This is a genomic window from Enterobacter cloacae complex sp. IR53030, from assembly GCF_049238365.1.
GTDB lineage: Bacteria > Pseudomonadota > Gammaproteobacteria > Enterobacterales > Enterobacteriaceae > Enterobacter > Enterobacter kobei.
On record NZ_JBMKHA010000013.1, the window covers coordinates 23,297 to 45,550 of the forward strand.

A 22,254-nucleotide genomic window follows, 5' to 3' on the forward strand; every position below is an offset into this window, starting at 1 on the left:
CGGAGCGGCGGGCTGACAGGGTTATATTAATCGTCTTCCGGATCGTCCAGCTCAATCGGCGTCTGGAACTCATCTGGCTTAATGACCAGCAGGTCACAGCGCAGATGGTCGATCACCTGTTCGGCGGTATTGCCGAGGAACGCGGCAGAAATACCGGTTCGGCCAATGGTCCCCAGGACCACAATCCCGGCCTGCAAATGTTCTGCTAAATCCGGGATCACCTCTTCAGGCAGCCCTTTCTCTACGTGCGTCATGTTCTCATCAATGCTGAACTTCTGGCGCAGCGCTTTCATGGCCAGCAAATGCTGGCCGCGAATGGCGTCGTTATAGACGCTGGGGTCAAATTCAGGCAACTCAATGGCGATATTGATTGGGGTGACTGGATAGGCGCCCACCAGATGCACTTCAGTGTGATTGACCTGGTCAGCGAGCTGGATGGTTTCCTTCACCAGCTTCTCGTTGAGTGAATTATGATAATCCTCTTCGCTGGCGAGGTTTACCGCCACTACGGCTTTCCCGCCCTCCGGCCACGGCTGGTCTTTCACCATCCAGACCGGGCAAGGGCATTTACGCAGCAAGTGCCAGTCGGTTGGGGTGAAGATCACGGATTCCAGCTTGTCGTGCTGGTGCGCCATCTTCAGCAGCAGGTCGTGTCCACCGGCAACGACTTCCTGGATAATGGCTTCAAAAGGTCGGTTATGCCAGACCACTTTGATATCAATAGGAACCCCCGCTTCAAGGTAATACTTCGCCTGTTCACGGATCCACGCGGTACGCTGACTGATGACGCCCTGACGCATAGCGGTGCGCTCGTCAGGCGACAGAAGGGTGGTCATCTCATACGAGAAGTCATAGATCGGCAAAAACGCTTTGATTTTGCCGCCAATCCGTTGATGTAGATACACAGCACGTCGTAATGCCGGCTGATCGTCCTGATTAGGATCGATAGCTACCAGCATGTTTTGATACTTGGCCATACAGGTCTCCTTACTACTGTCACCACAGTCTGTAAGTAAAAGAGTAACCTATATATCCTGAATGAAACAGAGGAGAGCTTTTGTCAGATCAATAATTCATGAAAATTTATCAGAGGAAAAGCACCGTGGTTGTCACCGCGATAAACGCAATAAACAGCAGCACCATCACCGCTATTGCAAACGTCGTGGAGTCCTGCACGTAGGTTTTTTCCTCCCCCTTCATTGGGCCGACAAGCATGATCCAGATGAAGATAAAGGTCACTGAGGCAATCACGACTGAAACGAAAAACAAACTTTCTCTCAATTCATAACCTCAACGACAACCTTTCAGGCGCTGTGTGGGGATGTGCTACGGTGAAGACGGCTTAAAGCGGAAGTGATTATACCAGACTAATAAATCATGTGAATTTATCAGTCTGGTGATCAACATGCGGAGAGTTATGCCACGTTGCGGGCATGACCGGCAAGCACGGCCAGTGCTTCACCGTTTTCGATAGTGATGTATTTACCCTTAACGGCCAGCATCCCGCTTTTCTGGAAACGACCCAGCAGACGGCTGATGGTTTCCACGGTCAGGCCCAGGTAGTTACCGATATCACCACGGGTCATGGTCAGCCGGAATTCGCGCGGCGAGAAACCCCGTTCGGCGAAACGGCGGGAGAGGTTGTAGATAAACGCGGCCAGGCGCTCTTCTGCATTCTTTTTAGAAAGCAGCAGAATCATGTCCTGATCGCCTTTGATCTCACCGCTCATCAGACGCATCATCTGCTGACGCAGGTTAGGCATCTTACCGGACAGGTCGTCCAGCGTTTCAAACGGGATTTCGCAAACCATAGAGGTTTCAAGCGCCTGAGCAAAGCTCGGGTGATGGCCTGTGCCGATGGCATCAAAGCCCACCAGGTCACCCGCCAGATGGAAGCCGGTGATCTGCTCATCACCCTGTTCGGTGATGGTATAGCTCTTGATGGTGCCAGAGCGGATAGCATAGAGCGATTTCAGTTCGTCTCCGGCTTTAAACAGCGTCTGCCCTTTCTGAATAGGCTTTTTGCGCTCGATGATATTATCAAGCTGATCGAGTTCATGCTCATTCAGGGTAAACGGGATACAGAGCTGGCTGATGCTGCAATCCTGGCAATGGATAGCACAACCGCCAGACTGAATGCGTCGTATAATTCGCTTTTCCGGGATCATAGGTTTGCTCAAGCCTTAATTGATATTGGTCAATTTTAACATCTTTTTGGTAAGTACGTAAGCCTGACAAACCATCAATAAGGACAAGAGACGGCAATGTGTCGCCATCTTCTTGAAATTCCACAGCTTGATTATGGATTTTTAGCCTAACCGGTAGAAAATTAAGCACAAAAAGCCTGGGATCTACAGCAGAAGATATCCTTCGTGACGCAGCAACCACTCCTTGCGCTGCACGCCACCGGCATAGCCGGTCAGGGTACCGTTGCGTCCGATGACGCGATGGCAGGGAACGACAATGCTAACGGGATTAGAGCCATTGGCGGCCCCCACCGCACGCGCGGCGCCTGCGCGGCCCAGCTGCTCCGCGAGCTGGCCGTAATGCATGACCTGCCCGCAGGGAATGGCCCGCAGCGCCTGCCACACTTCACGCTGGAAAGGGGTGCCAGCCGTGGCGGTGGGGAGTGTATCGATGATGCTGAGATCGCCCTCGAAGTACGCCGCAAGCTTATCGCTCAGCCCACCCGGATTGGTGGCGCGGATACGTTCGAAACCTTGCGCCCGATAATGAATGTTCAGCAGCTCTTCCATGCGGTCGCTGTGCTCTTCCCATTCAACGGCGCGCAGACAAGACTGCTCGTCCGCGATCACCCACAGCGGCCCAAGCGGCGTCGCAATTTTATCTTCGAGTAATCTCAGCATCCTCATTCCTTTAGTTCAGCCTCGGGTAGATCCCCGGCCCAATCGGCAGGCCGACAAGATACCATGCCACCAGCATCACCAGCCATACCCCTAAAAAGATAAGCGGGTAGGGCAAAACCAGCGAATAGTAGGTACCGAGTTTTGCCTCGGGTTTATAGCGCTGCAGAAAGCCTAAAAACAGCGGGACAAACGGCGAAACCGGTGCAAGCGGGATCACTGACGAATCGGCGATGCGGAACAGGATCTGCGCAAACGCCGGATGGAAGCCCAACATCATAAACATCGGCACGAAGATCGGGGCCAGAATCGACCAGATGGCGGAGCCGCTGGCGATGAACATGCACAGCAGGGACGACAATAGCGCCAGGCCGACAAACGCCGGTACGCCGCTTAATCCGGCAGCTTCCAGCGCGTCGGTCAGGCCCACGGCCATAAACTTGCCCATGTTGCTCCAGTTAAACATCGCCACAAACTGCGCCAGCGGGAACACCATGACGATAAAACCCGCCATCTCTTTCATCGGTTCGATCATCAGCTGCGGCAGATCGCCCTGACGGCGAATTTTGCCGGTGGCGATACCATAAGCGAGCGAAACGACAAAGAAGAAGAGAATGATCAGCGGCACAATACCCTGTATAAACGGCGAGGGCAGGACGGTATGTTTAACCGGATCGCGCAGAATACCGTTTTCCGGCACCACCATCAGCGCGACCATGGCGATGAATACCAGCGAGACAATACCGGCCACGCGCAGGCCGAATTTCTGCTCTTTGCTCAGCGTCTCCAGCGTTTCATCGCTACGGCCTTCCCATTTGCCCAGACGCGGCTCGATGATCTTGTCGGTAATCAGCCCGCCGACAATCGTCAGAACAATCACTGAGCTGGCCATAAAGTACCAGTTGTCGATTACGCTGACGTGCATTGCTGCGTCAATGGTTTTCGCCGCCTCCGTGCTGATGCCCGAGAGCAATACGTCAGTGGTGACAATCAGCAGGTTGGCGGTAAATCCGCAGCCGACACCCGCAATTGCCGACAGCAGGCCCGCCACCGGGTGCCGCCCGACGGCGAGGAAGATCAACGCCCCCATTGGCGGCATGATCACCAGCGCGGCGTCGGAGGAGATATGGCTGAAGAAGGCGATAAACAGCACCATATAGCTGGCGTAACGTGCGCTGACGTGGGATGCCATTTTTACCATCAATGCAGGCAGCAAACCCACGCGCTCTGCCAGCCCGGCCCCTAATACCAGTGCCAGAATGGCGCCCAGCGGGGCGAAGCCGCTGAAGTTTTTGATGACGTTAGGTAAAAACCAGTGCAGCCCGTCAACGCTGAGCAGGTTTTTCACCGCCACCAGGCTGCCATCCGCCGGACTTCGCACGCTCACGTCAAAGGCGGAGAGCACGGCGGTGGCAACCATCAAAATGACAATCAGATAGATAAACAGCAGGAAAGGGTGTGGCACTTTATTGCCGATCCTTTCAACCCAGCCATAGAGCTTACCGGATGGGGAATGCGAAGGTATGGATGACATACTCATGGGCGTTCCTCGGGAGTGTTGTGTTGTTGTGTTGTGTTTTTTTATTTTAAAGGTGACGGTGTCACGCCCTGTGGGATCGGACACACGTACGGTTTTTCTTGTATTTGTTGTTCGAACTCTTCACGACATTTTTTTAGCAGGGCTGCATCCTGCAGCAGATTCAGTGCCGTGGCGCCCATGACTTTCCCGGCCAGCAGCATGCCTTTGTGAGCAATGGAGGTTCGCCCCTGTGCCACCAGTTGCCAGGTATGCAGCGGCGTTCCCACGGTAAAGCAGGGGCTGAAGCACTGGGCGACCGGCATTTTCCAGCTGACGTCACCCACATCCGTTGAACCCGCCAGCACGTTGTCGGTAATGGCATAGGGCGCAATCTCATCCACCAGGAGTGTCTCCTGATGATGGCGGGCAAAGGCTTTACCGGCGTCTCCGCCCGTGGCGGCTATATTTTTGAGGCTGTTCTGCAGGTCGTTGGGCGTGAGCGTGGCGCGGATCTCATGGGCAAAGTCGCGCTCTTCGGCAGTCCACGCCGGCGTGCCGTAGTGTTGTAACGCCCGGTACATTGCCGCCTCAAGCGTGCGGTTCGGCAGGTAGCTGGAGCAAGCTTTATCAAAGCGACACTCCACGGTGGTTTCGGTCATCATTGCCGCGCCCTGCGCGATTTTCTCAATGCGTTCGTAGATCTGCTGCGCATCGGCCATCTCCGGGGCGCGGATCAGGTACAGCACTTCGGCCTGGGCCTGCACCACGTTGGGCGAAATCCCGCCGGTATCGGTGATGGCGTAATGGACACGTGCTTTCTCAATGATGTGTTCATTAAGGAAGTTGGTGCCGGTCGTCATCAGCGTCACGGCATCCAGCGCGCTGCGTCCCAGATGAGGGGAGTTGGCCGCATGCGCCGCCACGCCGTGAAAACGCCAGGCGGCCTGAATATTGGCCAGGGTGCTGACGTTAAACATGCCGGCAAAGGCTTCCGGGTGCCAGGTGACGGCGGCATCGACGTCATCAAACAGTCCTTCCCGCACCATAAAGGTTTTGCCGGAGCCGCCTTCTTCCCCGGGGCAGCCGTAAAAACGCACCGTTCCGCTACCGCCATGCTGTTCAAGCCAGCTTTTTACCGCCACCGCACCGGCCAGCGCCGCGGTGCCCAGGAGGTTATGCCCGCAGCCGTGACCATTCGCTCCCGGCGTGGCGGATTGCGCGGTTGCACAATGCGCCTGCTGGCTTAGCCCGGCCAGCGCATCGTATTCACCGAGCAGGGCGATAACCGGTTTCCCACTGCCGTAGCTCGCAATAAAAGCGTTTGGAATACCGCCAGCCTCGCGAGTCAACGTAAAGCCTTCGGCTTCCAGCGCGCCAGCGAGTCGTTCGGCGGACCAAAATTCTTCAAAGCGGGTTTCAGGGTGATCCCAGATGGCATCGGCTATATCGGTTAGCGTCTGACATCGCGTATCGATGGCATCGGCAATAAAAGCGTAGTTCTCCTGCATTACACACCTCGCGTCCAGGGAAAATTGAGCGCAGTCCGCGCCAGCGTTTCGATGGCGATAGCCATAACCTGTTCATCGAAGTCGAATTTTTCGTTGTGATGGCCGGCGCTCAAATCCGTGCCGAATACCATATACGACGCCATGCCGCCGTTTTGCTGCACGCGGGCCATCATCAGCGTGGCGTCTTCGGAGCCGGCGGGGGCTTTGACCTTATCGATAGCGCGATCAATGCCGGAAACCTGGCTCGCCTGTTCGCGCAGATAATCAACCCAGGCCGGTGTGGGCGCGCTGGAGGTGGCGGCCCCCATCAAACGCATCTCCGCCTTCACGCCGTAGAGTGCGGCCGCCCCGGTAATGACGGCCTGCGCGCGTTCAAAGACATACTGATTTATGGCTTCGCTTTCCCCGCGGGTTTCCACTTTGATGAGCGCATTCGCGGGCACCACGTTGCGGCCGCTTCCGGCCTGCATGACCCCGACGTTGACGCGGGAAGCCCCTTCACTGTGCGGTGCGATGCTGTGTAAGGCGAGAGCGGCCTGCGCGGCGGCGAGCAGGGCGTTTCGCCCGTCCTCCGGTTTTCCGCCTGCGTGTGCGGCAACGCCCGTAAAACTCACGTCGAACTTGGTGGTCGCCATAAAGTTATCGCTGCCGCAGATCGCCGTTCCGGCAGGCACGCCGGTACCGATATGGATGGCAGTAAAATAGTCCACGCCATCCAGCGCCCCGGCGGCAACCATAGCGCGTGCGCCGCGCGTCCCTTCTTCGGCAGGCTGAAAGATGAGCCTGATGGTGCCGCTGAGCTGCGCTTCATTCTGCTTAAGCACCTGCGCCAGTCCCAGACCAATGGTGGTATGGCCGTCATGCGCGCAGGCGTGCATCATTCCCGGGTTGCAGGAGGCAAAACCGTCGCGGAACGGGCGATGGCTGTTGTCCTGCGCTTCGCTTAAATCAAGGGCATCCATGTCTACGCGAAACGCCAGGGTTGGCCCCGGACGGCCGGTCTTAAGGGTCGCCACAATGCCGGTAAATCCGCCTTCAAACGGTGCCAGCCATTTTTCGGGGGCGCCTTGCGCACGCGCTCGGGCAAATTCTCGCGCCAGCGTTGCGTCATCGGGCAATCCCATTCGGCTTTCGGCATCCACCACATCACGCCCCATCGCCAGTTCGTACCCCAGCGAATCAAGAATTTCAGCGACTTTCGCTGCAGTTCTAAACTCTACCCAGCCGGATTCCGCAAAATGGTGAAAATCGCGACGCCACGCGCTCAGCTGCGGCGTTAATGTCTGGATGTACTGCGCCAGTGTGTCCATATCTCTTCCCGTCATCATTAAAAAATGTGAACTGCTTCACGCTGTGATAGTTTTTACTTATCACTAACCGATTTTTCACAGTTTTAACCGTTCAGGAATTACCCTCGCACATCCCTTTCCATTAAAGTAGATGACAGTTTCTTTACTCTGATAAACAACGGTTATCGGTCGGGCTATGACATTTCAGATTAAATTTCATCAAATCCGGGCGTTTGTTGAAGTCGCGCGTCAGGGCAGTATTCGCGGTGCCAGCAGGACGCTGAATCTTTCGCAGCCAGCGCTGACCAAATCGATCAAAGAGCTGGAAGAAGGTATGGCGGCACAGCTTTTTGTGCGCCGGAGTAAAGGTGTTGCCTTGACCGAGTGTGGCGAGGGCTTCTACCAGCGCGCCAGACTGATTCTGGAAGAGTTGCGTGCGGCGCAGGATGATATTCGCCAGCGGCAGGGGGAACTGGCCGGGCAGATCAATATCGGGATGGGCGCCAGCGTTTCACGCAGCCTGATGCCCGCCGTTATTACGCGCTTTCATGCACAACACCCCCAGGTCAAGGTGCGGATTATGGAAGGGCAGCTGGTGTCGATGATCAATGAATTACGCCAGGGTGAGCTGGATTTCACCATTAACACCTATTATCAGGGGCCTTACGACCATGAATTTACGTTCGAAAAGTTGTTTGAAAAACCGTTTGCGGTATTTTGCCGGGAAGGGCATCCGGCGACAGGGGCAACATCCATTAATGAACTTTTGCATTATAACTGGACAATGCCGACGCCGCGGGGAAGCTATTATAAGCAATTAGAAGATCTATTTCGCCACCGCTCGCAAATACCGCGAATTGGGGTGGTGTGTGAAACATTTTCGTCCTGTATAAGCTTGGTTGCGCAAAGTGATTTTTTAAGTATCCTGCCGCAGGAGTTGGGCTCTGACCCGCTTCTGGCGCACCGTCTCGTCATTCTGCCGGTTGTCGAATCGCTTCCAAAAGCCGCGTATTATTTAATTCAGCGACGTGATTCACGTCAGACACCTCTTGCTGAATCCTTAATTACGCAATTCAGAAGGGAAGCGAGAAAAATAGACGCAGCGGAAAATTAAAAATAAAAAAACAGAGTCTGCCCGACATCAGACAGACCCTACAGTACACACAGCAGTACGTCCTTTTGCCAGTCCTGAGTATTATTTCCATGGGGCAGGTTTATTTAGTTATAACACCTTTTCCGAAAAAAGACAGGTTGACGAGTGATTGATTTCACGAATTTTTAACGTAAATCACTTATTTTACCTTCACTGAAGTTTTAGTTAAGTCTGGTTTAAGTGCGTATCACCCTTATTATATATTCGCCGGGTAAATATATATGCCGTGAGTGGGCCGCTGACGGTTATTGAGACACATGTCTGGCACAGGTATAGTACCTCCCTCAGAAGTAGCCGGAGGATCCCCATGAACCCTGACGACAAATCACTTTTTCTTGACGCCATGGAGGATGTCCAGCCCATGAAGCGCTGCTCGGATATCCACTGGCAGCCGATGAGAAACGCACGGGCGCGGCAGGAGATGGATACTGAACAGCTGGACAACTTTCTGACGCTGGGGTTTCTGGAACTCCTGCCCCTTGAAGAACCGCTGGCGTTCCAGCGCGAAGGGGTACAGCAGGGCGTTATAGAGAAGCTGCGTTCGGGGAAATACGACCGACAGGCCAGCTTAAACCTGTTGCGTCAGCCCGCCGAACGCTGCCGACAGATGCTGTATTCCTTTATCAGTCAGGCCCGTCGTGACGGATTACGTAACCTGATCATCATTCACGGGAAAGGGCGCGAACAGAATTCGCATCCCAATGTGGTGCGCAGCTATCTGGCACGCTGGTTAACTGAGTTCGAGGAAGTGCAGGCTTTCTGCGTGGCGCTGCCGCATCACGGCGGCAGCGGGGCATGTTACGTTTCACTGCGGAAATCCGATGAAGCGAAACAGGAGAACTGGGAACGGCACGCCAAGCGCAGCCGTTAAGGCGGTTTTTGCGGGCGAGGCGATCGCCCGCCTGTGACTCAGAAGGTTTCCCAGTGACTGTCAGGCGTGGCGTTAGCCGTTGCCGGACGCAGTAGCTGCGGCGTTTTCACATTTGCCGGACGTGAGGCGACCGCGTGTTCTTTTCCGTTCAGACGAAACGCGGCCACAGCCTGACGCAGCTGTTCGGACTGATCTTCCAGTGCCGCCGCCGCCGTAGCGGACTGCTGCACCAGCGCGGCGTTTTGCTGCGTCACGCTGTCCATTTGCGAAACGGCCAGGCTCACCTGTTCAATACCGCGGCTCTGCTCATCGGAGGCCGACGAAATCTCACCCATGATATCGGTTACGCGGGTCACGGCGGCGACAATCTCCTTCATGGTCGCGCCCGCTTCGCTAACCTGCTCAGAACCGGTATTCACCCGGCTGACGGAGTTCTCGATAAGCCCTTTGATCTCTTTCGCCGCCTGTGCACTGCGGCTCGCCAGCGTACGAACTTCGCCTGCGACGACCGCAAAACCACGCCCCTGTTCCCCGGCGCGTGCGGCTTCTACCGCGGCGTTAAGCGCCAGAATATTGGTCTGGAACGCGATGCTGTCAATCACGCCAGTAATGTGGGCAATCTGCTGGGAACTGTCGGCAATTTCGGTCATGGTGCGAACCACGTTATCCACGACGTGGCCACCACGTGCTGCGGTTTCAGAGGCATTCTTCGCCAGTAACGTAGCCTGACGGGCGTTATCGGAGTTCTGTTTAACCGTCGCGGTCAGCTCTTCCATGCTGGCGGCCGTCTCTTCGAGCGAGGCGGCCTGCTCTTCGGTGCGAGCGGAAAGATCGTTGCTGCCTGCGGCAATTTCACCTGCGCCGGTGTAGATGGAGTCGGTACTGCCGCGCACGGCGCTGACGGTAGTCACCAGAGATTGTTGCATCTCATGCAGGCCTGCGGCCAGTTGACCCATTTCATTGCGGCCAGAGAGCGCGATATTCTGCGTCAGGTCGCCCCCCGCAATGGCGCGAATATGGTTCATAATGGTGTTGAGTGGTTTTAACAGCAGGTGTTGTAACCCCTGCCAGATGACCACCAGCACGGCGATAACGGCCAGGAAAATGACTGCCAGCGTCCACTGCATTTGCGTAAAGCTGCTTTGGTTCTCTTCGGTTGCCGCTTTCAGCAGCGTGTTGTTTTCGGCGCGCCAGCGGTTATAGACCGCTTCCATATCATCCTGAGCCTGCTGAGCATCCAGATCGCCATAGGCCTGGTAGTTGTCGGCGCGAAGATACTGAATCGACAAACGCATGACCTCATGCATCTGATTCCAGGATTTTTGCATCTCGTCAGTTAACGCCGCATTCTGGCCGTTAACCTGCGGCAGTTTCTGCCACGCTTTGTTATAGGTTTCTGCTTTAGCCAGCGAGTTACTTGCGGTATCAAGCAGTTTGTTGATCGCGGCAAGGGAAGCCGGATCGCGCTGGTTTTTCAGGTAGCGGATCGCCACGCGGGTCACGGTGACGCGCGTTTTTACCAGCGTGTTTACGCTGTCGCTCAGATTTTCCTGCTGGGCATTGAGCACGCCGGAGTTCTGGAAGTTATGGCGATCGTTGCTGACGGCGGAGTAGAACAACCCTCCCGTGACAACTTGCAGCAGACAGAATATGGTGAGGGCAAAGATAATACCGGTAATCACGTGCAGATTTTTCAGCATAGCGGTCGTCCGTTAGAGAAGAGGCAGAGGTACACCAATACTATCGTCGTATAGAATTTAAACTTTAATTTAACTCGCGCTTAACGAAGGGCTCCGGTCAGGAACCTGTTGTAAATCCGGAACATTTTTATGAGGACGGTCAACATGAGCAGCATTGATAAAAGCGGGACGTACGCGCTCGGTACGCGGACGGTTACACGACTGGGGTACGGCGCGATGCAGCTTGCCGGACCGGGCGTATTTGGCCCTCCGAAAGATAAAAATGCCGCGCTGGAGGTGTTACGCGAAGCCGTGGCGGCGGGGGTGAATCATATCGATACCAGCGATTTTTATGGTCCCCATGTGACCAATCAGCTGATCCGCGAGGCGCTTCATCCGTACCGGGACGATCTCACTATCGTCACCAAGATCGGGGCCCGCCGCAACGATAAAGGTGCCTGGCTGCCGGCCTTTTCCGCGCAGGAGCTGACTCAGGCGGTGCATGATAACCTGCGTAATCTGCAGGTGGATGTACTGGATGTGGTGAATCTGCGGATCATGTTTAGCGCTCATGGCCCGGCAGAAGGATCGATTGCTGAACCGCTTTCCACCCTCGCAGAGTTACAGCAGCAAGGGCTGGTACGCCACATTGGTCTGAGCAATGTCACGGCCACTCAGGTTGCGGAAGCGCAGAAGATGGTGCCTGTTGTCTGCGTGCAGAACATGTACAACATAGTGAACCGCGGCGACGATGCGCTGGTGGATTTACTGGCGCAGCAGGGGATTGCCTATGTGCCGTTTTTCCCATTGGGCGGCTTTACGCCACTGCAATCCAGCGATCTGCAGGCCGTCGCGGATTCCCTTGGCGCAACCGCGATGCAGGTTGCGCTGGCATGGCTGCTGCAACGTTCCCCGAATATTCTGCTGATCCCCGGCACCTCTTCCGTGGCGCATTTGCGGCAAAATCTCGCAGCAGGAGAACTGCAACTGCCGCCTGACGCTCTGGAAACGCTGAATACGCTGGTAGGCCGATCGTTGAACTAAATCCGTTCAAACTTCAATACGTTCGGCTTCACCGCCGGAAAGCATCTTGATCCTGGCCCATAATCCGTAATACTGTATTTATATACAGTATTGCGGCAGGAAAGCATTTATGGGCAATCTCTTTTCTTATCACTCTAATCAAGTCATTGAATTACCTCTCTTTCTGGAGCGCGTCGCCTGCGGCTTCCCCAGCCCGGCGCAGGATTATGTGGAGGATCGTCTCGATCTTAACCGGCTGGCGGTCAGGCACCCTAGTGCGACCTACTTTATAAAAGTGAGTGGTGACTCGATGATTGGGGCTGGGATCGGCGACGGCGATCTGCTGGTGGTCGATCGTTCGTTAAATGCCGAACATGGGGATATCGTCGTGGCGTCGGTTGCCGGTGAGTTTACGGTGAAAGAGCTACAGACCCGTCCGGTTTTGAGGTTGCTGCCGCATAATGCCCGCTATCAGCCGATTACCTTCCAGTCAGAAGAGGAGCTACAAATCTTCGGCGTTGTCACTCACACCCTCAAAACGTATAAACATGTTCGCACTGGTTGATGTGAATAGCTTTTATGCCTCCTGCGAGAGGGTGTTTCGCCCCGATCTGGAGGGCAAACCCATCGTGGTGGTCTCGAACAACGACGGCTGCATTATTTCGCTGTCGCGGGAGGCCAAACAGTTCGGCATAAAAATGGGTGAGCCCTACTTTAAATTCAAGGAGAAGGGTTATCCGGCGCGGGTGTATGTTTTTAGCTCGAACTATGCGCTGTATGCCGATCTCAGCAGCCGGGTGATGCAAACGCTGACCGATCTTGCTCCGGCAATTGAGATCTACTCGATTGATGAAGCCTTCGTGAACGTGTCGGGCGTCAGCCGCTGCATGTCGCTGGAGGCTTTTGGCCATCAGATGCGCAACCAGGTCGCTAAAAATACGGGGTTGACCGTTGGGGTCGGTATTGCCCCGACCAAAACGCTGGCGAAGCTGGCCAACTATGCGGCGAAGCGGTGGTCTGCCACCGGCGGCGTGGTCGATCTATCGGATCGCGAACGGCAGCGTAAGCTGCTGGCGAAGGTGCCGGTAGAGGAAGTGTGGGGTGTCGGGCGACGCATCACGAAAAAACTCAACGCCATGGGGATTACCACGGCGCTGGAGCTGGCGGAAGCGTCCTCCTGGGTCATTCGCAAACATTTTAACGTGGTAATGGAACGCACGGCGCGCGAGCTTCGCGGTGAGCCTTGTCTTGATCTGGAAGAGTTTACCCCGACGAAGCAGCAAATTATCTGTAGTCGTTCGTTTGGACACCGTATTACGCAATACGAAGAGATGCACCAGGCCATTTGTGCCTACGCGGAGCGTGCCGCCGAAAAACTGCGCGGCGAGCATCAGTATTGCCGCTTTATCAGCGTGTTTGTGCGCACCAGCCCGCATGCCGACAACGAAATTTATTACGGCAACCAGGCCTCAGTCACCCTGATGACACCCACCAATGACACGCGCGATATCATCCGTGCTGCTACGGAGGCGCTGGGGCGTATATGGCTTGACGGGTATCGCTATATGAAAGCGGGGGTGATGCTGGCGGATTTTTTCAGCAGCGGCGTCGCCCAGCTGAATTTGTTTGATGATAACCGCCTGTGTGCCAATAGCGCAGCGCTGATGGAGATAATCGACAGCGTAAACCATTCCGGCAAAGGGAAGATATGGTTTGCCGGGCAGGGGATTGAGAAATCCTGGGCGATGAAGCGTGAGATGCTGTCACCGGCGTATACGACGCGGTACGCAGATTTGCCGGTGGCAAGGTAGGATATTGTCATAAACGATCGCCGCGTTATACTCACGGCGTTAATAAGAATGTATGACGGGGCAGGGATATGTACGAGAGCCTAAAAATGATATCAGTCGCGCTGCCCCTCATTGCGCTTTTCATCCTGTTAAGATTTGTTGTCAGACGTATTCGCCAGGCAAAGCGCCTTATTTCAAATCATAACGGGATGAAAAAGATATCTGCTAACCCCTCAATTTTTGGCGGGAATGCAGGTAAAACATGGTTTTATGATGACCAGTTTTTATATGAAGTTAAAAACAACGCCACCCGTAAGATTGCGCTGGCTACTATCATTAAAATCGGGCCGGGGAATATCGAGATAAATAGCCGACGGGTCTGGATTGTTATTTACCGTGACGGTGCTAATGAAAAGCAGGTGCAGTTTTATAACAATCTCACCCTCTGGAATCATAACTTCACGGCTTTTCTGACCGCGATAAAAAGAGCCAATCCTGACGCTGTCGTTAAAGAGCGCGCAATCCTGAATTTGTGAAAAAGGACCGCAGACCGTCACGGCCGCGCATCCGCCAGTTCATAACACAGCGCCCCAATCCGCTCCACGGCATTCAGCAGGCGGGGCGTCGGTTCGTTTGCGCAGTTTAGCCGCAAAAAGTGAGACAGCTCTGCGGCAGGGGAAAACAGCGGGCCGGGGCTGACGCCAATACCCAGCGCCAGCGCGCGACGATGTACCTCCAGCGCGTTGACCTGCAAAGGAAGTTCTACCCACAGCAAGTAACCCGCGGCGGGCGCGTTAACACGCGTGCCGGGAGGAAAACTTGCCTCGACCCGCGCCACGACAGCGTCAATTCCCTCCGCAACGCGACGCTTGAGCCGCCGCAGATGGCGATCGTAATCGCCGCTCGCCAGGACTTCGCTCGTTGCGGCTTCCAGCAGCGGAGCGCCTGCCCAGTCTCCGGCCATGCGGGCCTGTAAAACCTGCGGAAAGTAGCGTCCGGCGGCAATCCAGCCGATTCGCCAGCCGGGCGCAAGCGTTTTAGACAGGGAGCTGCAATAAATGACATTTCCACTCTGGTCGAACGCTTTACAGGCTGGGGGACGTTGTCCCTCGCCGACAAGATCGCCGTAAACATCATCTTCAATGAGAGGAATATCTGCCGCGTCAAGCAGGGCAACGAGTTCCTGCTTACGCGTGACGGGCATACTGGCGCCCAAAGGGTTTTGCACCGTAGGGGAGGCCAGAACGGCGGCCGGGCGGTGGCACCGAATGGCGTCCGCCAGCGGTTCCAGCAGCAGGCCCTCAACAGGATCGGTGGGGATCGATAAGGCCTTCAGACCCAAATCCTCCAGCAGCAGGAGCGTACCAAAGTAGGCTGGCTGCTCAATCGCCACCACATCACCGGGCTGGCACACGGCTCGTAGCGCAAGGCGCAACGCCTGCGTCGCACCTGCGGTGATAATAAGGTCATCCGCGCTGAAACGGGCTCCCCACTGTGCAGAACGCGCGGCAATCTTGCTTCGCAAATCACGCCTTCCCGGCGGCAGGCTATAGCTCTGACCGTGCGCATCCAGACGTCGGCCCGCGGAGTGCAGCGCCCGCTGTAGCGTCTCGCCCGGCAGCCACGCAGGATCGGGCAGGGCTGCACCCAGAGGCACCAGACGGGCTTCTGAACTGCTGAACAGCGACCGGGCCATGGCCGACAGGGTGACGGGAACCGGGCCTGGCGGAGAACGAGAAGGCTCCACAGGCTGCGGAAGGCTTGTCTGGTGGATGTAATAACCTGAACGCGGACGTGCAACAATCAGCCCCTCGGCCTCAAGGCAGCGCAGCGCTTCAAGCGCCGTCGGAAGACTGACATGCTCGCGTTCGGCCAGTTTACGCGCGGAGATGATCTTGTCACCGGCTCGCAACGCGCCAGACGTAATTGTAAGACGCAGCATATCCGCAATACGGCGATAGTGAGGAGAGGACGGGGATGGGGCAGACATGGTATCTGTTCAGGCTAATTTTCGATAAAACTGACTATACAGCCAATAATGCACGCCATCTATAGTGTCCGACATGTTCAGGACAAGGAGGCATTATGCACAGCGATAATTTTGATATTTCCACGTATTTCAAACGCATAAACTACACTGGCCCCGCGGCTGCCGATACGGGTACCCTGCATGCGCTTATGCGTCATCAGCTTTTTGCAATTCCGTTTGAAAATCTGGATGTACAGGCGGGGAAAATTGTCTCGCTGGCACCTGACGATATTGCCGATAAGCTGTTAACACCGGGGCGCGGCGGCTACTGCTATGAGGTGAACGGGCTGTTTGCCATGGCGCTGGAGGCGTTAGGTATTCCTTACCGTTTTGTGGCGGCACGCCCGATGTTCTATCCCGTACGGCGGCCAAAAACCCATATGGCGTTAATTGCTGAGGTGGAGAGCCGACAGTGGCTTTGCGACCTCGGGTTTGGCAGCTATGGCATTCGTGCGCCAATGGCTCTGGACACGCTTGATGTTGATATCGCACAGGATTTTGACACGTTCCGGCTTAGCCGCAGCGCTGAGGGCGAATATCTGCTTCAGGCGAAGGTGGCGGGAGAATGGGCCCGTCAGTACGGCTTTGATCTCACCCCACAGGAGTGGATTGATTTCGTTCCGGCCAACTACCTTAACTCCACGCACCCGGATGCCATTTTTGTGCAGAAGCGTGTGGTGGTGCAGCATCGACCGGAGGGACGCGAGATTTTACTGGGGAATATGCTGAAAACCATTACGGCGAAGGGCACGGAAACCCGGCAGTTGGCGGAGGACGACATCCCCCGTATTCTGAAAGAGCGTTTTGCGTTGATCGTGGCGTAAAGCAGAAGGGGGCCTGTGCCCCCTGAGCCTCCCGCGCCGCGGTTGAAGCATTACTTCTTCTTGTTCATCATCGCTTTTAAATCGGCAAACGGGTTAAACGTGGCGACGCCCACGTCTTTTTGCGCGTCTTCCCCGGCGACCACGGTGGTACCGTACTGATCCGCTTCGGTGTATTTCGAATGTTCGTGATCGTGGCAAAACAGACACAACAGCTCCCAGTTACTGCCATCTTCCGGGTTGTTGGTATGGTCGTGATCGATATGGTGAACCGTCAGTTCGCGCAGATTGGAATAGACAAACTCGCGCGAGCAGCGTCCGCATACCCAGGGATAGATTTTTAACGCTTTTTCGCGATAGCCACTTTCAAGTCTCGCGTAGTTTTTGGGGATCAGAGCCATTGCTGGTTTTACCTGTGATAAAAATAGTGTGCCAATATATCCCATCAGGCACGGTAAATGTACAGGACCTTCCTCCGCTAGAGCGAGAATGTGCCTTCAAGCGTCATCACGCAATTTCCGCCAACGCGAACCACCGCCTCTCCCGACGAGGCATCGTATCCCGCGAACAGCACGCTTGCTCGTCCCATATCAACGCCCTGACTGACGTTAAGATTAAGCGTCGTTTTATTACGGTGCAACGCCAGCAGCGCTGTCGCAGCGGCAGTCGCGCTGCCTGTGGCAGGATCTTCTGTCATGCGGGGAGTAAACATGCGGGCCTGCACATCATGAGGTTCATCAGCATTCGTATCCAGGGTGTAGGCGTAGAGGGAAACGGCGCCATCCAGCGGTAAAGTCGCGCGAAAACCCTGTAAATTCGGCACGCATCGACGAAGCGCCTCACGAGAAGCCAGCTCGGCTATCAGAAAGGGCAGACCTACCGACGCGACCACAGGCCTATGTACCTCGGTACGGATATCTTCCGTGTTCAGGGATAAGCAGGCAGCCACGCTTTCCGGGCTGACTTCAGAGCGGCACGAGAGTGCCTCAGGCACCAGGAGTTCTGCGCCAGTGACCGTATCGTTGTCGCGCAACAGGCGAACGGGCACCACACCGGCTATTTCCTCGAAGTGTAGCGTATCAGGCAGGCGCTGATGATTCATCGCGGCGTAATGGGCAAGCACGTAAGCCGTTCCAACATTCGGGTGCCCGGCGAAGGGGATCTCGCGCGAGGGCGTAAAGATTCGCACGCGTGCTGTATGGGAAGGATTGTCTGGCGGCAAAACGAACGTGGTTTCGCTGTAGCCAAATTCAACGGCGACCTGCTGCATTTGTGCTTTGTTCATGCCTTGAGCATCGAGTACGACGGCAACAGGGTTACCCAGAAACGGAGTGTCAGTAAAAACATCCGCAACAACATAGCGTCTTTTCATTTTCTGTCCGATGTAAAAGTCCTGATATAGAGATGTAACGTTAAATCAAACCGATAACCAGCCGTTTTTCACCCGACGGACCTGAAAAAAATTCAATCAATTTATTTGAATCATTTCGTTAAAGAAACGCCATTTATTCTCCACAGGTAATGCGTACAGTAGGGAGAACGCAACGCATTATCAGGACACAGGATTATGAAAAAGATCGGCTTTTTATCGTTTGGTCACTGGACGCCTTCTCCGCAGTCCGGCACGCGCTCGGCAGCAGACACCCTGCTGCAGTCCATCGACCTGGCCGTAGCAGCCGAAGAGCTGGGGGCGGACGGCGCCTATTTTCGCGTGCACCACTTTGCTCGTCAGCTGAGCTCTCCGTTCCCTCTGCTGGCCGCAATTGGGGCCAAAACGAAAACCATCGAGATCGGTACCGGCGTGATTGATATGCGCTATGAAAACCCGATGTACATGGCCGAGGATGCCGGTGCGGCGGATCTGATTTCCGGCGGTCGTTTGCAGCTTGGCATCAGCCGGGGCTCCCCGGAGCAGGTCATTGATGGCTGGCGTCATTTCGGCTATGTACCGCAGGAAGGGGAAAACGAATCAGATATGGCACGCCGTCATACCGAGGTACTGCTTGAGGTTCTGCGCGGCGAAGGATTTGCAAAGCCGAATCCACAGCCGATGTTTCCGAATCCACCGGGGCTGCTGCGACTGGAACCCTATTCCGAAGGGCTGCGCGAGCGTATCTGGTGGGGCGCCGGTTCGAATGCGACCGCAGTATGGGCCGCTAAGCTCGGCATGAATCTGCAAAGTTCTACGCTGAAAGACGATGAAACCGGTGAGCCGTTCCATATTCAGCAGGCAAAACAGATCCGCGCGTACCGCCAGGCGTGGAAAGAGGCAGGGCATACGCGTGAGCCGCGCGTGTCGGTCAGCCGCAGTATTTTTGCCCTGATGGACGACCGTGACCGGATGTACTTCGGTGCCAGCCGCAACGACAGCGATAGCGTGGGGTATCTTGACGAGAAAACGCGCGCGATCTTCGGCCGCAGCTATGCCGCGGAGCCGGACAAGCTTATCGAACAGCTGAAAAAAGACGAGGCGATTGCTGAAGCGGATACGTTACTGTTGACCGTACCGAACCAGCTCGGTGTGGATTACAATGCGCATGTGATTGAGTCCATTCTCAAACATGTCGCACCGGCAATGGGCTGGCGCGAGTAGTCGACGCGCTGGGATAAGCCCCGTCGCCGCACGTGGCGTGAATCTCCATTTGTAACTATTCGGGCGCTTATCGCGAAGACAGGAGGATCTATACATTCCTCCTGTCAGCGCTATTTCTGGCTCATATCGCTCAGCAGCACGGCGATGCTTTGTCCGCCCTCGGTCTGTTCCAGACCAATCTTCACAATGATGGTCAGCGGAACGGAGAGCAGCATACCGACGGGACCGAGCAGCCAACCCCAGAAAATCAAAGACAAAAAGACGACCAATGTGGATAGCCCCAGCCCGCGTCCCATCATCCGTGGCTCAAGAATATTGCCGAACAGCAGGTTAATGGCCAGATATCCGGCCAGCAGAACCAGCGCATCATACAGCCCGCTGAAAACCAGCACCTGAAGGATAGGGGGGATCGCTGCCAGCACGGAACCGATGTTGGGAATGTAGTTGAGCGCGAAGGCCAGTAATCCCCAGACGAACGCGAAGCGGACGTCCAGCGCCAGCAGCATCACCCAGACGACACCACCCGTAACCAGGCTAATGGCGGTTTTCAGCACCAGATAGCGTGAGACGCTGTCCAGCGCGCGTTGAATCGCCCCCATGCCCTCAACCGGACGGACCATTATCTGCTGCAGCTTTGCCGGCAGTTGAGGCACCTCCAGCAGCATAAACACCACCGTTAAAAACAGCAGGAAAATGGAGGTCATAGCATTCGAAAGCTGCGCCAGCAGGCTGGTGACGATCGTCATGGCCGCATTGGGGTCGATATATTTAAGGAGTTCCTCAACCGAGACTTCAATACCTGCGCGTTGCAGCCAGGGTTCAAGCTGCAGCAGCGGTATCGCCAGCGACGATCGGTACTTCGGTAACGTGCGCGCCAGTTCATTCAGCGAGGTGCCGAGATAGGCAACCAGTAATACCATGGCAACAATAATCACGCTGATGAGCAGGGTAATCGCCAGCACGCGCGGGATGCGTAGCCGCGTCATGCGCCGTACCAGCGGGTTAAGGATCACCGCAATAAACAGCGCCAGAATAAAGGGCACGATGATGTCGGCTGCAAATCGCACGCCCGTCAGTATGATCACCAGCATGCCCAGCATGATGACAATTTTTAACCCGTTCAGGGTAATAATGGGTTTAGCCATGGTGACTCCGAAATATGCTTTTTATTTATAATAAAGGTGAAACGCGTTGCAATAAACTAACCAAAATCAAACGGTGTGGGTAAAGAATTGCAAAGACTTTGAGTAAAATCCTGGCTTATGGTACAAATTTAGCGTGTTTAACTACCGAGGACAATTTTCATCCGCAAAGACGAGAAGCAACAACGCGGATAATTGTAATTTTATGGACAATGTGTTCAGGACGTATTCTTCAAACAACACCGCTGTATTTTTCACCTCCTTCTGCCTGGTTGCTGGTGAGCAACACTGGCGCACCGCCCTATAGTTATCTCTTCTGCCTGAGCTGGCGCTACGCGCTTAGCTGTCTGATTTAATTTCATATTTTTTTTGGTTTGCCGCATGCGGCGGGCCACGATGGATTATATTCTCAAGCAGGAGAAAAACATGTTTTACTGGATTTTACTCGCTCTGGCTATTATCGCTGAGATTACCGGCACGCTGTCGATGAAGTGGGCGAGCGTCAGCGATGGCAGTACCGGTTTTATTTTAATGCTGGTGATGATTTCACTTTCCTATATTTTCCTCTCATTTGCGGTGAAAAAAATTGCGCTGGGTGTGGCGTATGCGCTGTGGGAAGGGATCGGTATTTTATTGATTACACTCTTCAGCGTCCTGATATTTGACGAAACATTAACAACAATGAAAGTCGCCGGGTTAACGACGCTGGTCGCGGGTATTGTGCTGATTAAATCAGGTACCCGTAAACCGACCAAACAGCAGAAGGAGCAGAACCATGCAACAGTTTGAATGGGTTCATGCGGCCTGGCTGGGTTTCGCCATCGTGCTGGAAATTTTCGCCAACGTTCTGCTGAAATTCTCCGACGGTTTTCGTCGTAAAGTCTATGGCCTGATGTCGATAGCCGCGGTTCTGGGGGCGTTCAGCGCCCTGTCGCAGGCGGTCAAAGGTATCGATCTTTCGGTGGCCTATGCGCTGTGGGGCGGTTTTGGTATCGCCGCCACCCTTGCCGCCGGTTGGGTACTGTTCGGCCAGCGGTTAAATAACAAAGGCTGGATAGGACTGATATTGCTGCTGGCGGGTATGGTCATGATAAAACTCGCCTGATAACCCGTTACCCCTTTTTCTCCCGCAGCCGCGCTGGCTTACTCTTGAGCCAGCGCTTCCAGCTTATCGCGAAAACCGGTGACGGATAGGGCCCGGTTATCGGCTCGCCATCGGTCTTTCGCCGCTGGAGCGGAGCTTTGAACACCAATCAATTGCCAGCCGTTATCGGTTTTCAGCATCAAGGGCGAACCACTGTCACCCGGTAACGTATCGCACTGGTGCGACAGCACGCTGGTTTGTGCCCAGCCCGTTACAACACAGTCGGTATGGGTGTAAAGCGCATCCAGATGATCGACCGGGTAGCCTGACTGCGTGACTTTACGGTCGGCGGCTTTCAGCGCGGCGGTGAGCGCCGCTTTATCTCCGTCGAATAACGGCAGTGGCGTAATGCCTGAAGGCGGGTAGCGCAGAATGATCAGACCAAAATCCCATGACGCTGCCGCGGGCGGCACTATCCAGCCATCACCATCCGGTTTCAGTCGTTTACCCAGAGAAGGATCAACCCGGCCTTCGATGCCGTGGATTTCATAGCGCCAGACACCTTTTTGCGACACAAACCGTAAGGCTACCGCTTTGTCTGGCTTTCCGTTAGGGGGCGTCAACAGGCAGTGGCCTGCCGTCAGGGCTAATTGCGGGGTGATCAACGTCGCGGTGCACAGGTTGCCGCTGGCGGTTTCCAGTTGTCCAATAGCATCCCAGGGGGCCTGTGTTGGGTCGGTGACGCGAGTACGATCGTCATGACCGAAAAAAAGCGTCTTAAGCTCTTTCGCGCTAATGGCGTCATCGCCGCCATCATCCGCCTGTGAAAATCCAGAAAAAAGACCAAACGTTCCCAGCAACAACACAACAGATTTACGCATATCACACT

The 22,254-nt window shown here is 55.1% G+C and carries 24 protein-coding genes; 11 read left to right on the plus strand and 13 right to left on the minus strand.

Annotated features, from left to right (window positions below):
• Window positions 1-26: 26 nt before the first annotated feature.
• The 7 genes from uspE to ACOTXR_RS14245 form a co-directional block, all read right to left on the minus strand.
• Complete coding sequence (gene uspE, locus ACOTXR_RS14215) at window positions 27-977, minus strand: universal stress protein UspE (RefSeq protein WP_014883603.1); 951 nt, start codon at window positions 975-977, stop codon at window positions 27-29.
• A 109-nt stretch (window positions 978-1,086) separates the two neighbouring features.
• Window positions 1,087-1,269: a hypothetical protein gene (locus ACOTXR_RS14220; protein WP_014883604.1), complete on the minus strand. Its 183-nt coding sequence runs from the start codon at window positions 1,267-1,269 to the stop codon at window positions 1,087-1,089.
• Window positions 1,270-1,415: 146 nt separating this feature from the next.
• Entirely contained in the window at window positions 1,416-2,168 is a 753-nt protein-coding gene (gene fnr, locus ACOTXR_RS14225; RefSeq protein WP_006174991.1) for a fumarate/nitrate reduction transcriptional regulator Fnr, read from the minus strand.
• Window positions 2,169-2,351: 183 nt separating this feature from the next.
• Window positions 2,352-2,867 carry a methylated-DNA--[protein]-cysteine S-methyltransferase gene (gene ogt / locus ACOTXR_RS14230; RefSeq protein ID WP_014883605.1) on the minus strand — a complete coding sequence of 172 codons (516 nt, stop codon included), beginning with the start codon at window positions 2,865-2,867 and terminating at the stop codon, window positions 2,352-2,354.
• A gap of 10 nt (window positions 2,868-2,877) precedes the next feature.
• The gene (abgT, locus tag ACOTXR_RS14235) at window positions 2,878-4,404 is read right to left on the minus strand and encodes a p-aminobenzoyl-glutamate transporter (protein WP_041163050.1); all 1,527 of its coding nucleotides are present in this window, start codon (window positions 4,402-4,404) and stop codon (window positions 2,878-2,880) included.
• A 41-nt stretch (window positions 4,405-4,445) separates the two neighbouring features.
• Window positions 4,446-5,891, minus strand: coding sequence for a M20 family metallopeptidase (locus ACOTXR_RS14240; RefSeq protein WP_078310482.1), 1,446 nt, complete (start codon window positions 5,889-5,891; stop codon window positions 4,446-4,448).
• Complete coding sequence (locus ACOTXR_RS14245; RefSeq protein ID WP_023337205.1) at window positions 5,891-7,201, minus strand: M20 family metallo-hydrolase; 1,311 nt, start codon at window positions 7,199-7,201, stop codon at window positions 5,891-5,893. The genes ACOTXR_RS14240 and ACOTXR_RS14245 overlap by 1 nt, the downstream gene beginning before the upstream one ends.
• 175 nt (window positions 7,202-7,376) lie before the next feature.
• Here ACOTXR_RS14245 and ACOTXR_RS14250 point away from each other — a divergent pair, with 175 nt between their 5' ends.
• Window positions 7,377-8,294, plus strand: coding sequence for a LysR family transcriptional regulator (locus ACOTXR_RS14250; RefSeq protein WP_058690816.1), 918 nt, complete (start codon window positions 7,377-7,379; stop codon window positions 8,292-8,294).
• A 346-nt stretch (window positions 8,295-8,640) separates the two neighbouring features.
• Window positions 8,641-9,204, plus strand: a complete 564-nt coding sequence (gene smrA / locus ACOTXR_RS14255) for a DNA endonuclease SmrA (RefSeq protein ID WP_014883610.1) — start codon at window positions 8,641-8,643, stop codon at window positions 9,202-9,204.
• Between the two features lie 38 nt (window positions 9,205-9,242).
• Here smrA and tcp read toward each other — a convergent pair whose 3' ends face one another.
• Window positions 9,243-10,904, minus strand: a complete 1,662-nt coding sequence (tcp, locus tag ACOTXR_RS14260) for a methyl-accepting chemotaxis citrate transducer (RefSeq protein WP_023337207.1) — start codon at window positions 10,902-10,904, stop codon at window positions 9,243-9,245.
• Window positions 10,905-11,048: 144 nt separating this feature from the next.
• Here tcp and ACOTXR_RS14265 point away from each other — a divergent pair, with 144 nt between their 5' ends.
• The 4 genes from ACOTXR_RS14265 to ACOTXR_RS14280 all read left to right on the plus strand — a co-directional run bounded on the left by ACOTXR_RS14265 (window position 11,049) and on the right by ACOTXR_RS14280 (window position 14,232).
• Window positions 11,049-11,927 carry an aldo/keto reductase family oxidoreductase gene (locus tag ACOTXR_RS14265; protein WP_421767046.1) on the plus strand — a complete coding sequence of 293 codons (879 nt, stop codon included), beginning with the start codon at window positions 11,049-11,051 and terminating at the stop codon, window positions 11,925-11,927.
• A gap of 109 nt (window positions 11,928-12,036) precedes the next feature.
• Entirely contained in the window at window positions 12,037-12,471 is a 435-nt protein-coding gene (umuD, locus tag ACOTXR_RS14270) for a translesion error-prone DNA polymerase V autoproteolytic subunit (RefSeq protein WP_222834838.1), read from the plus strand.
• Window positions 12,455-13,717, plus strand: a complete 1,263-nt coding sequence (gene umuC / locus ACOTXR_RS14275) for a translesion error-prone DNA polymerase V subunit UmuC (protein ID WP_014883614.1) — start codon at window positions 12,455-12,457, stop codon at window positions 13,715-13,717. The genes umuD and umuC overlap by 17 nt, the downstream gene beginning before the upstream one ends.
• A 68-nt stretch (window positions 13,718-13,785) precedes the next feature.
• A complete protein-coding gene (locus ACOTXR_RS14280; RefSeq protein ID WP_058690801.1) occupies window positions 13,786-14,232 on the plus strand; it encodes a hypothetical protein in 447 nt (148 codons plus the stop codon).
• 17 nt (window positions 14,233-14,249) lie between these two features.
• Here ACOTXR_RS14280 and ACOTXR_RS14285 read toward each other — a convergent pair whose 3' ends face one another.
• Window positions 14,250-15,686 carry a PLP-dependent aminotransferase family protein gene (locus ACOTXR_RS14285; protein ID WP_045134986.1) on the minus strand — a complete coding sequence of 479 codons (1,437 nt, stop codon included), beginning with the start codon at window positions 15,684-15,686 and terminating at the stop codon, window positions 14,250-14,252.
• 95 nt (window positions 15,687-15,781) lie between these two features.
• Between ACOTXR_RS14285 and ACOTXR_RS14290 the strand changes: the two genes are divergently transcribed.
• Window positions 15,782-16,549, plus strand: a complete 768-nt coding sequence (locus ACOTXR_RS14290; RefSeq protein ID WP_058690802.1) for an arylamine N-acetyltransferase family protein — start codon at window positions 15,782-15,784, stop codon at window positions 16,547-16,549.
• A gap of 50 nt (window positions 16,550-16,599) precedes the next feature.
• Here the strand turns inward: ACOTXR_RS14290 and yajD are convergent, their stop codons facing one another.
• Together yajD and ACOTXR_RS14300 are read right to left on the minus strand one after the other, a co-directional pair.
• Complete coding sequence (gene yajD / locus ACOTXR_RS14295) at window positions 16,600-16,947, minus strand: HNH nuclease YajD (protein WP_006808895.1); 348 nt, start codon at window positions 16,945-16,947, stop codon at window positions 16,600-16,602.
• A gap of 77 nt (window positions 16,948-17,024) precedes the next feature.
• Window positions 17,025-17,918, minus strand: a complete 894-nt coding sequence (locus ACOTXR_RS14300; RefSeq protein WP_014883618.1) for a PhzF family phenazine biosynthesis protein — start codon at window positions 17,916-17,918, stop codon at window positions 17,025-17,027.
• 195 nt (window positions 17,919-18,113) lie between these two features.
• On the opposite strand from ACOTXR_RS14300, the gene ACOTXR_RS14305 reads away from it, so the two are divergent.
• Entirely contained in the window at window positions 18,114-19,139 is a 1,026-nt protein-coding gene (locus ACOTXR_RS14305) for an LLM class flavin-dependent oxidoreductase (RefSeq protein WP_014883619.1), read from the plus strand.
• A 110-nt stretch (window positions 19,140-19,249) separates the two neighbouring features.
• On the opposite strand, the gene ACOTXR_RS14310 is transcribed toward ACOTXR_RS14305, so the two are convergent.
• On the minus strand, window positions 19,250-20,284 hold the full coding sequence (locus ACOTXR_RS14310) for an AI-2E family transporter (protein WP_014883620.1): 1,035 nt from the start codon (window positions 20,282-20,284) through the stop codon (window positions 19,250-19,252).
• A gap of 133 nt (window positions 20,285-20,417) precedes the next feature.
• On the opposite strand from ACOTXR_RS14310, the gene ACOTXR_RS14315 reads away from it, so the two are divergent.
• The 3 genes from ACOTXR_RS14315 (at window position 20,418) to mdtI (ending at window position 21,386) form a co-directional block, all read left to right on the plus strand.
• On the plus strand, window positions 20,418-20,588 hold the full coding sequence (locus ACOTXR_RS14315) for a hypothetical protein (RefSeq protein ID WP_086527785.1): 171 nt from the start codon (window positions 20,418-20,420) through the stop codon (window positions 20,586-20,588).
• A gap of 119 nt (window positions 20,589-20,707) precedes the next feature.
• Entirely contained in the window at window positions 20,708-21,070 is a 363-nt protein-coding gene (gene mdtJ / locus ACOTXR_RS14320; RefSeq protein WP_058690811.1) for a multidrug/spermidine efflux SMR transporter subunit MdtJ, read from the plus strand.
• Window positions 21,057-21,386 carry a multidrug/spermidine efflux SMR transporter subunit MdtI gene (mdtI, locus tag ACOTXR_RS14325; protein ID WP_014883622.1) on the plus strand — a complete coding sequence of 110 codons (330 nt, stop codon included), beginning with the start codon at window positions 21,057-21,059 and terminating at the stop codon, window positions 21,384-21,386. Before mdtJ ends, mdtI begins: the two co-directional genes overlap by 14 nt.
• A 38-nt stretch (window positions 21,387-21,424) precedes the next feature.
• Here mdtI and ACOTXR_RS14330 read toward each other — a convergent pair whose 3' ends face one another.
• Window positions 21,425-22,246: a trypsin-like serine peptidase gene (locus tag ACOTXR_RS14330; RefSeq protein ID WP_014883623.1), complete on the minus strand. Its 822-nt coding sequence runs from the start codon at window positions 22,244-22,246 to the stop codon at window positions 21,425-21,427.
• Window positions 22,247-22,254 lie beyond the last annotated feature (8 nt).

What these genes read in the sequence shown, in the direction of transcription:
- ogt (WP_014883605.1), bottom strand. Translation starts at nt 2,867, where the DNA reads ATGCTGAGATTACTCGAAGATAAAATTGCGACGCCGCTTGGGCCGCTG.
- fnr (WP_006174991.1), bottom strand. Translation starts at nt 2,168, where the DNA reads ATGATCCCGGAAAAGCGAATTATACGACGCATTCAGTCTGGCGGTTGT.
- ACOTXR_RS14280 (WP_058690801.1), top strand. Translation starts at nt 13,786, where the DNA reads ATGTACGAGAGCCTAAAAATGATATCAGTCGCGCTGCCCCTCATTGCG.
- ACOTXR_RS14240 (WP_078310482.1), bottom strand. Translation starts at nt 5,891, where the DNA reads ATGCAGGAGAACTACGCTTTTATTGCCGATGCCATCGATACGCGATGT.
- abgT (WP_041163050.1), bottom strand. Translation starts at nt 4,404, where the DNA reads ATGAGTATGTCATCCATACCTTCGCATTCCCCATCCGGTAAGCTCTAT.
- ACOTXR_RS14305 (WP_014883619.1), top strand. Translation starts at nt 18,114, where the DNA reads ATGAAAAAGATCGGCTTTTTATCGTTTGGTCACTGGACGCCTTCTCCG.
- yajD (WP_006808895.1), bottom strand. Translation starts at nt 16,947, where the DNA reads ATGGCTCTGATCCCCAAAAACTACGCGAGACTTGAAAGTGGCTATCGC.
- ACOTXR_RS14250 (WP_058690816.1), top strand. Translation starts at nt 7,377, where the DNA reads ATGACATTTCAGATTAAATTTCATCAAATCCGGGCGTTTGTTGAAGTC.
- umuC (WP_014883614.1), top strand. Translation starts at nt 12,455, where the DNA reads ATGTTCGCACTGGTTGATGTGAATAGCTTTTATGCCTCCTGCGAGAGG.
- ACOTXR_RS14265 (WP_421767046.1), top strand. Translation starts at nt 11,049, where the DNA reads ATGAGCAGCATTGATAAAAGCGGGACGTACGCGCTCGGTACGCGGACG.
- ACOTXR_RS14290 (WP_058690802.1), top strand. Translation starts at nt 15,782, where the DNA reads ATGCACAGCGATAATTTTGATATTTCCACGTATTTCAAACGCATAAAC.
- mdtI (WP_014883622.1), top strand. Translation starts at nt 21,057, where the DNA reads ATGCAACAGTTTGAATGGGTTCATGCGGCCTGGCTGGGTTTCGCCATC.
- ACOTXR_RS14285 (WP_045134986.1), bottom strand. Translation starts at nt 15,686, where the DNA reads ATGTCTGCCCCATCCCCGTCCTCTCCTCACTATCGCCGTATTGCGGAT.
- ACOTXR_RS14330 (WP_014883623.1), bottom strand. Translation starts at nt 22,246, where the DNA reads ATGCGTAAATCTGTTGTGTTGTTGCTGGGAACGTTTGGTCTTTTTTCT.
- tcp (WP_023337207.1), bottom strand. Translation starts at nt 10,904, where the DNA reads ATGCTGAAAAATCTGCACGTGATTACCGGTATTATCTTTGCCCTCACC.
- mdtJ (WP_058690811.1), top strand. Translation starts at nt 20,708, where the DNA reads ATGTTTTACTGGATTTTACTCGCTCTGGCTATTATCGCTGAGATTACC.
- uspE (WP_014883603.1), bottom strand. Translation starts at nt 977, where the DNA reads ATGGCCAAGTATCAAAACATGCTGGTAGCTATCGATCCTAATCAGGAC.
- ACOTXR_RS14310 (WP_014883620.1), bottom strand. Translation starts at nt 20,284, where the DNA reads ATGGCTAAACCCATTATTACCCTGAACGGGTTAAAAATTGTCATCATG.
- smrA (WP_014883610.1), top strand. Translation starts at nt 8,641, where the DNA reads ATGAACCCTGACGACAAATCACTTTTTCTTGACGCCATGGAGGATGTC.
- ACOTXR_RS14300 (WP_014883618.1), bottom strand. Translation starts at nt 17,918, where the DNA reads ATGAAAAGACGCTATGTTGTTGCGGATGTTTTTACTGACACTCCGTTT.
- ACOTXR_RS14245 (WP_023337205.1), bottom strand. Translation starts at nt 7,201, where the DNA reads ATGGACACACTGGCGCAGTACATCCAGACATTAACGCCGCAGCTGAGC.
- umuD (WP_222834838.1), top strand. Translation starts at nt 12,037, where the DNA reads ATGGGCAATCTCTTTTCTTATCACTCTAATCAAGTCATTGAATTACCT.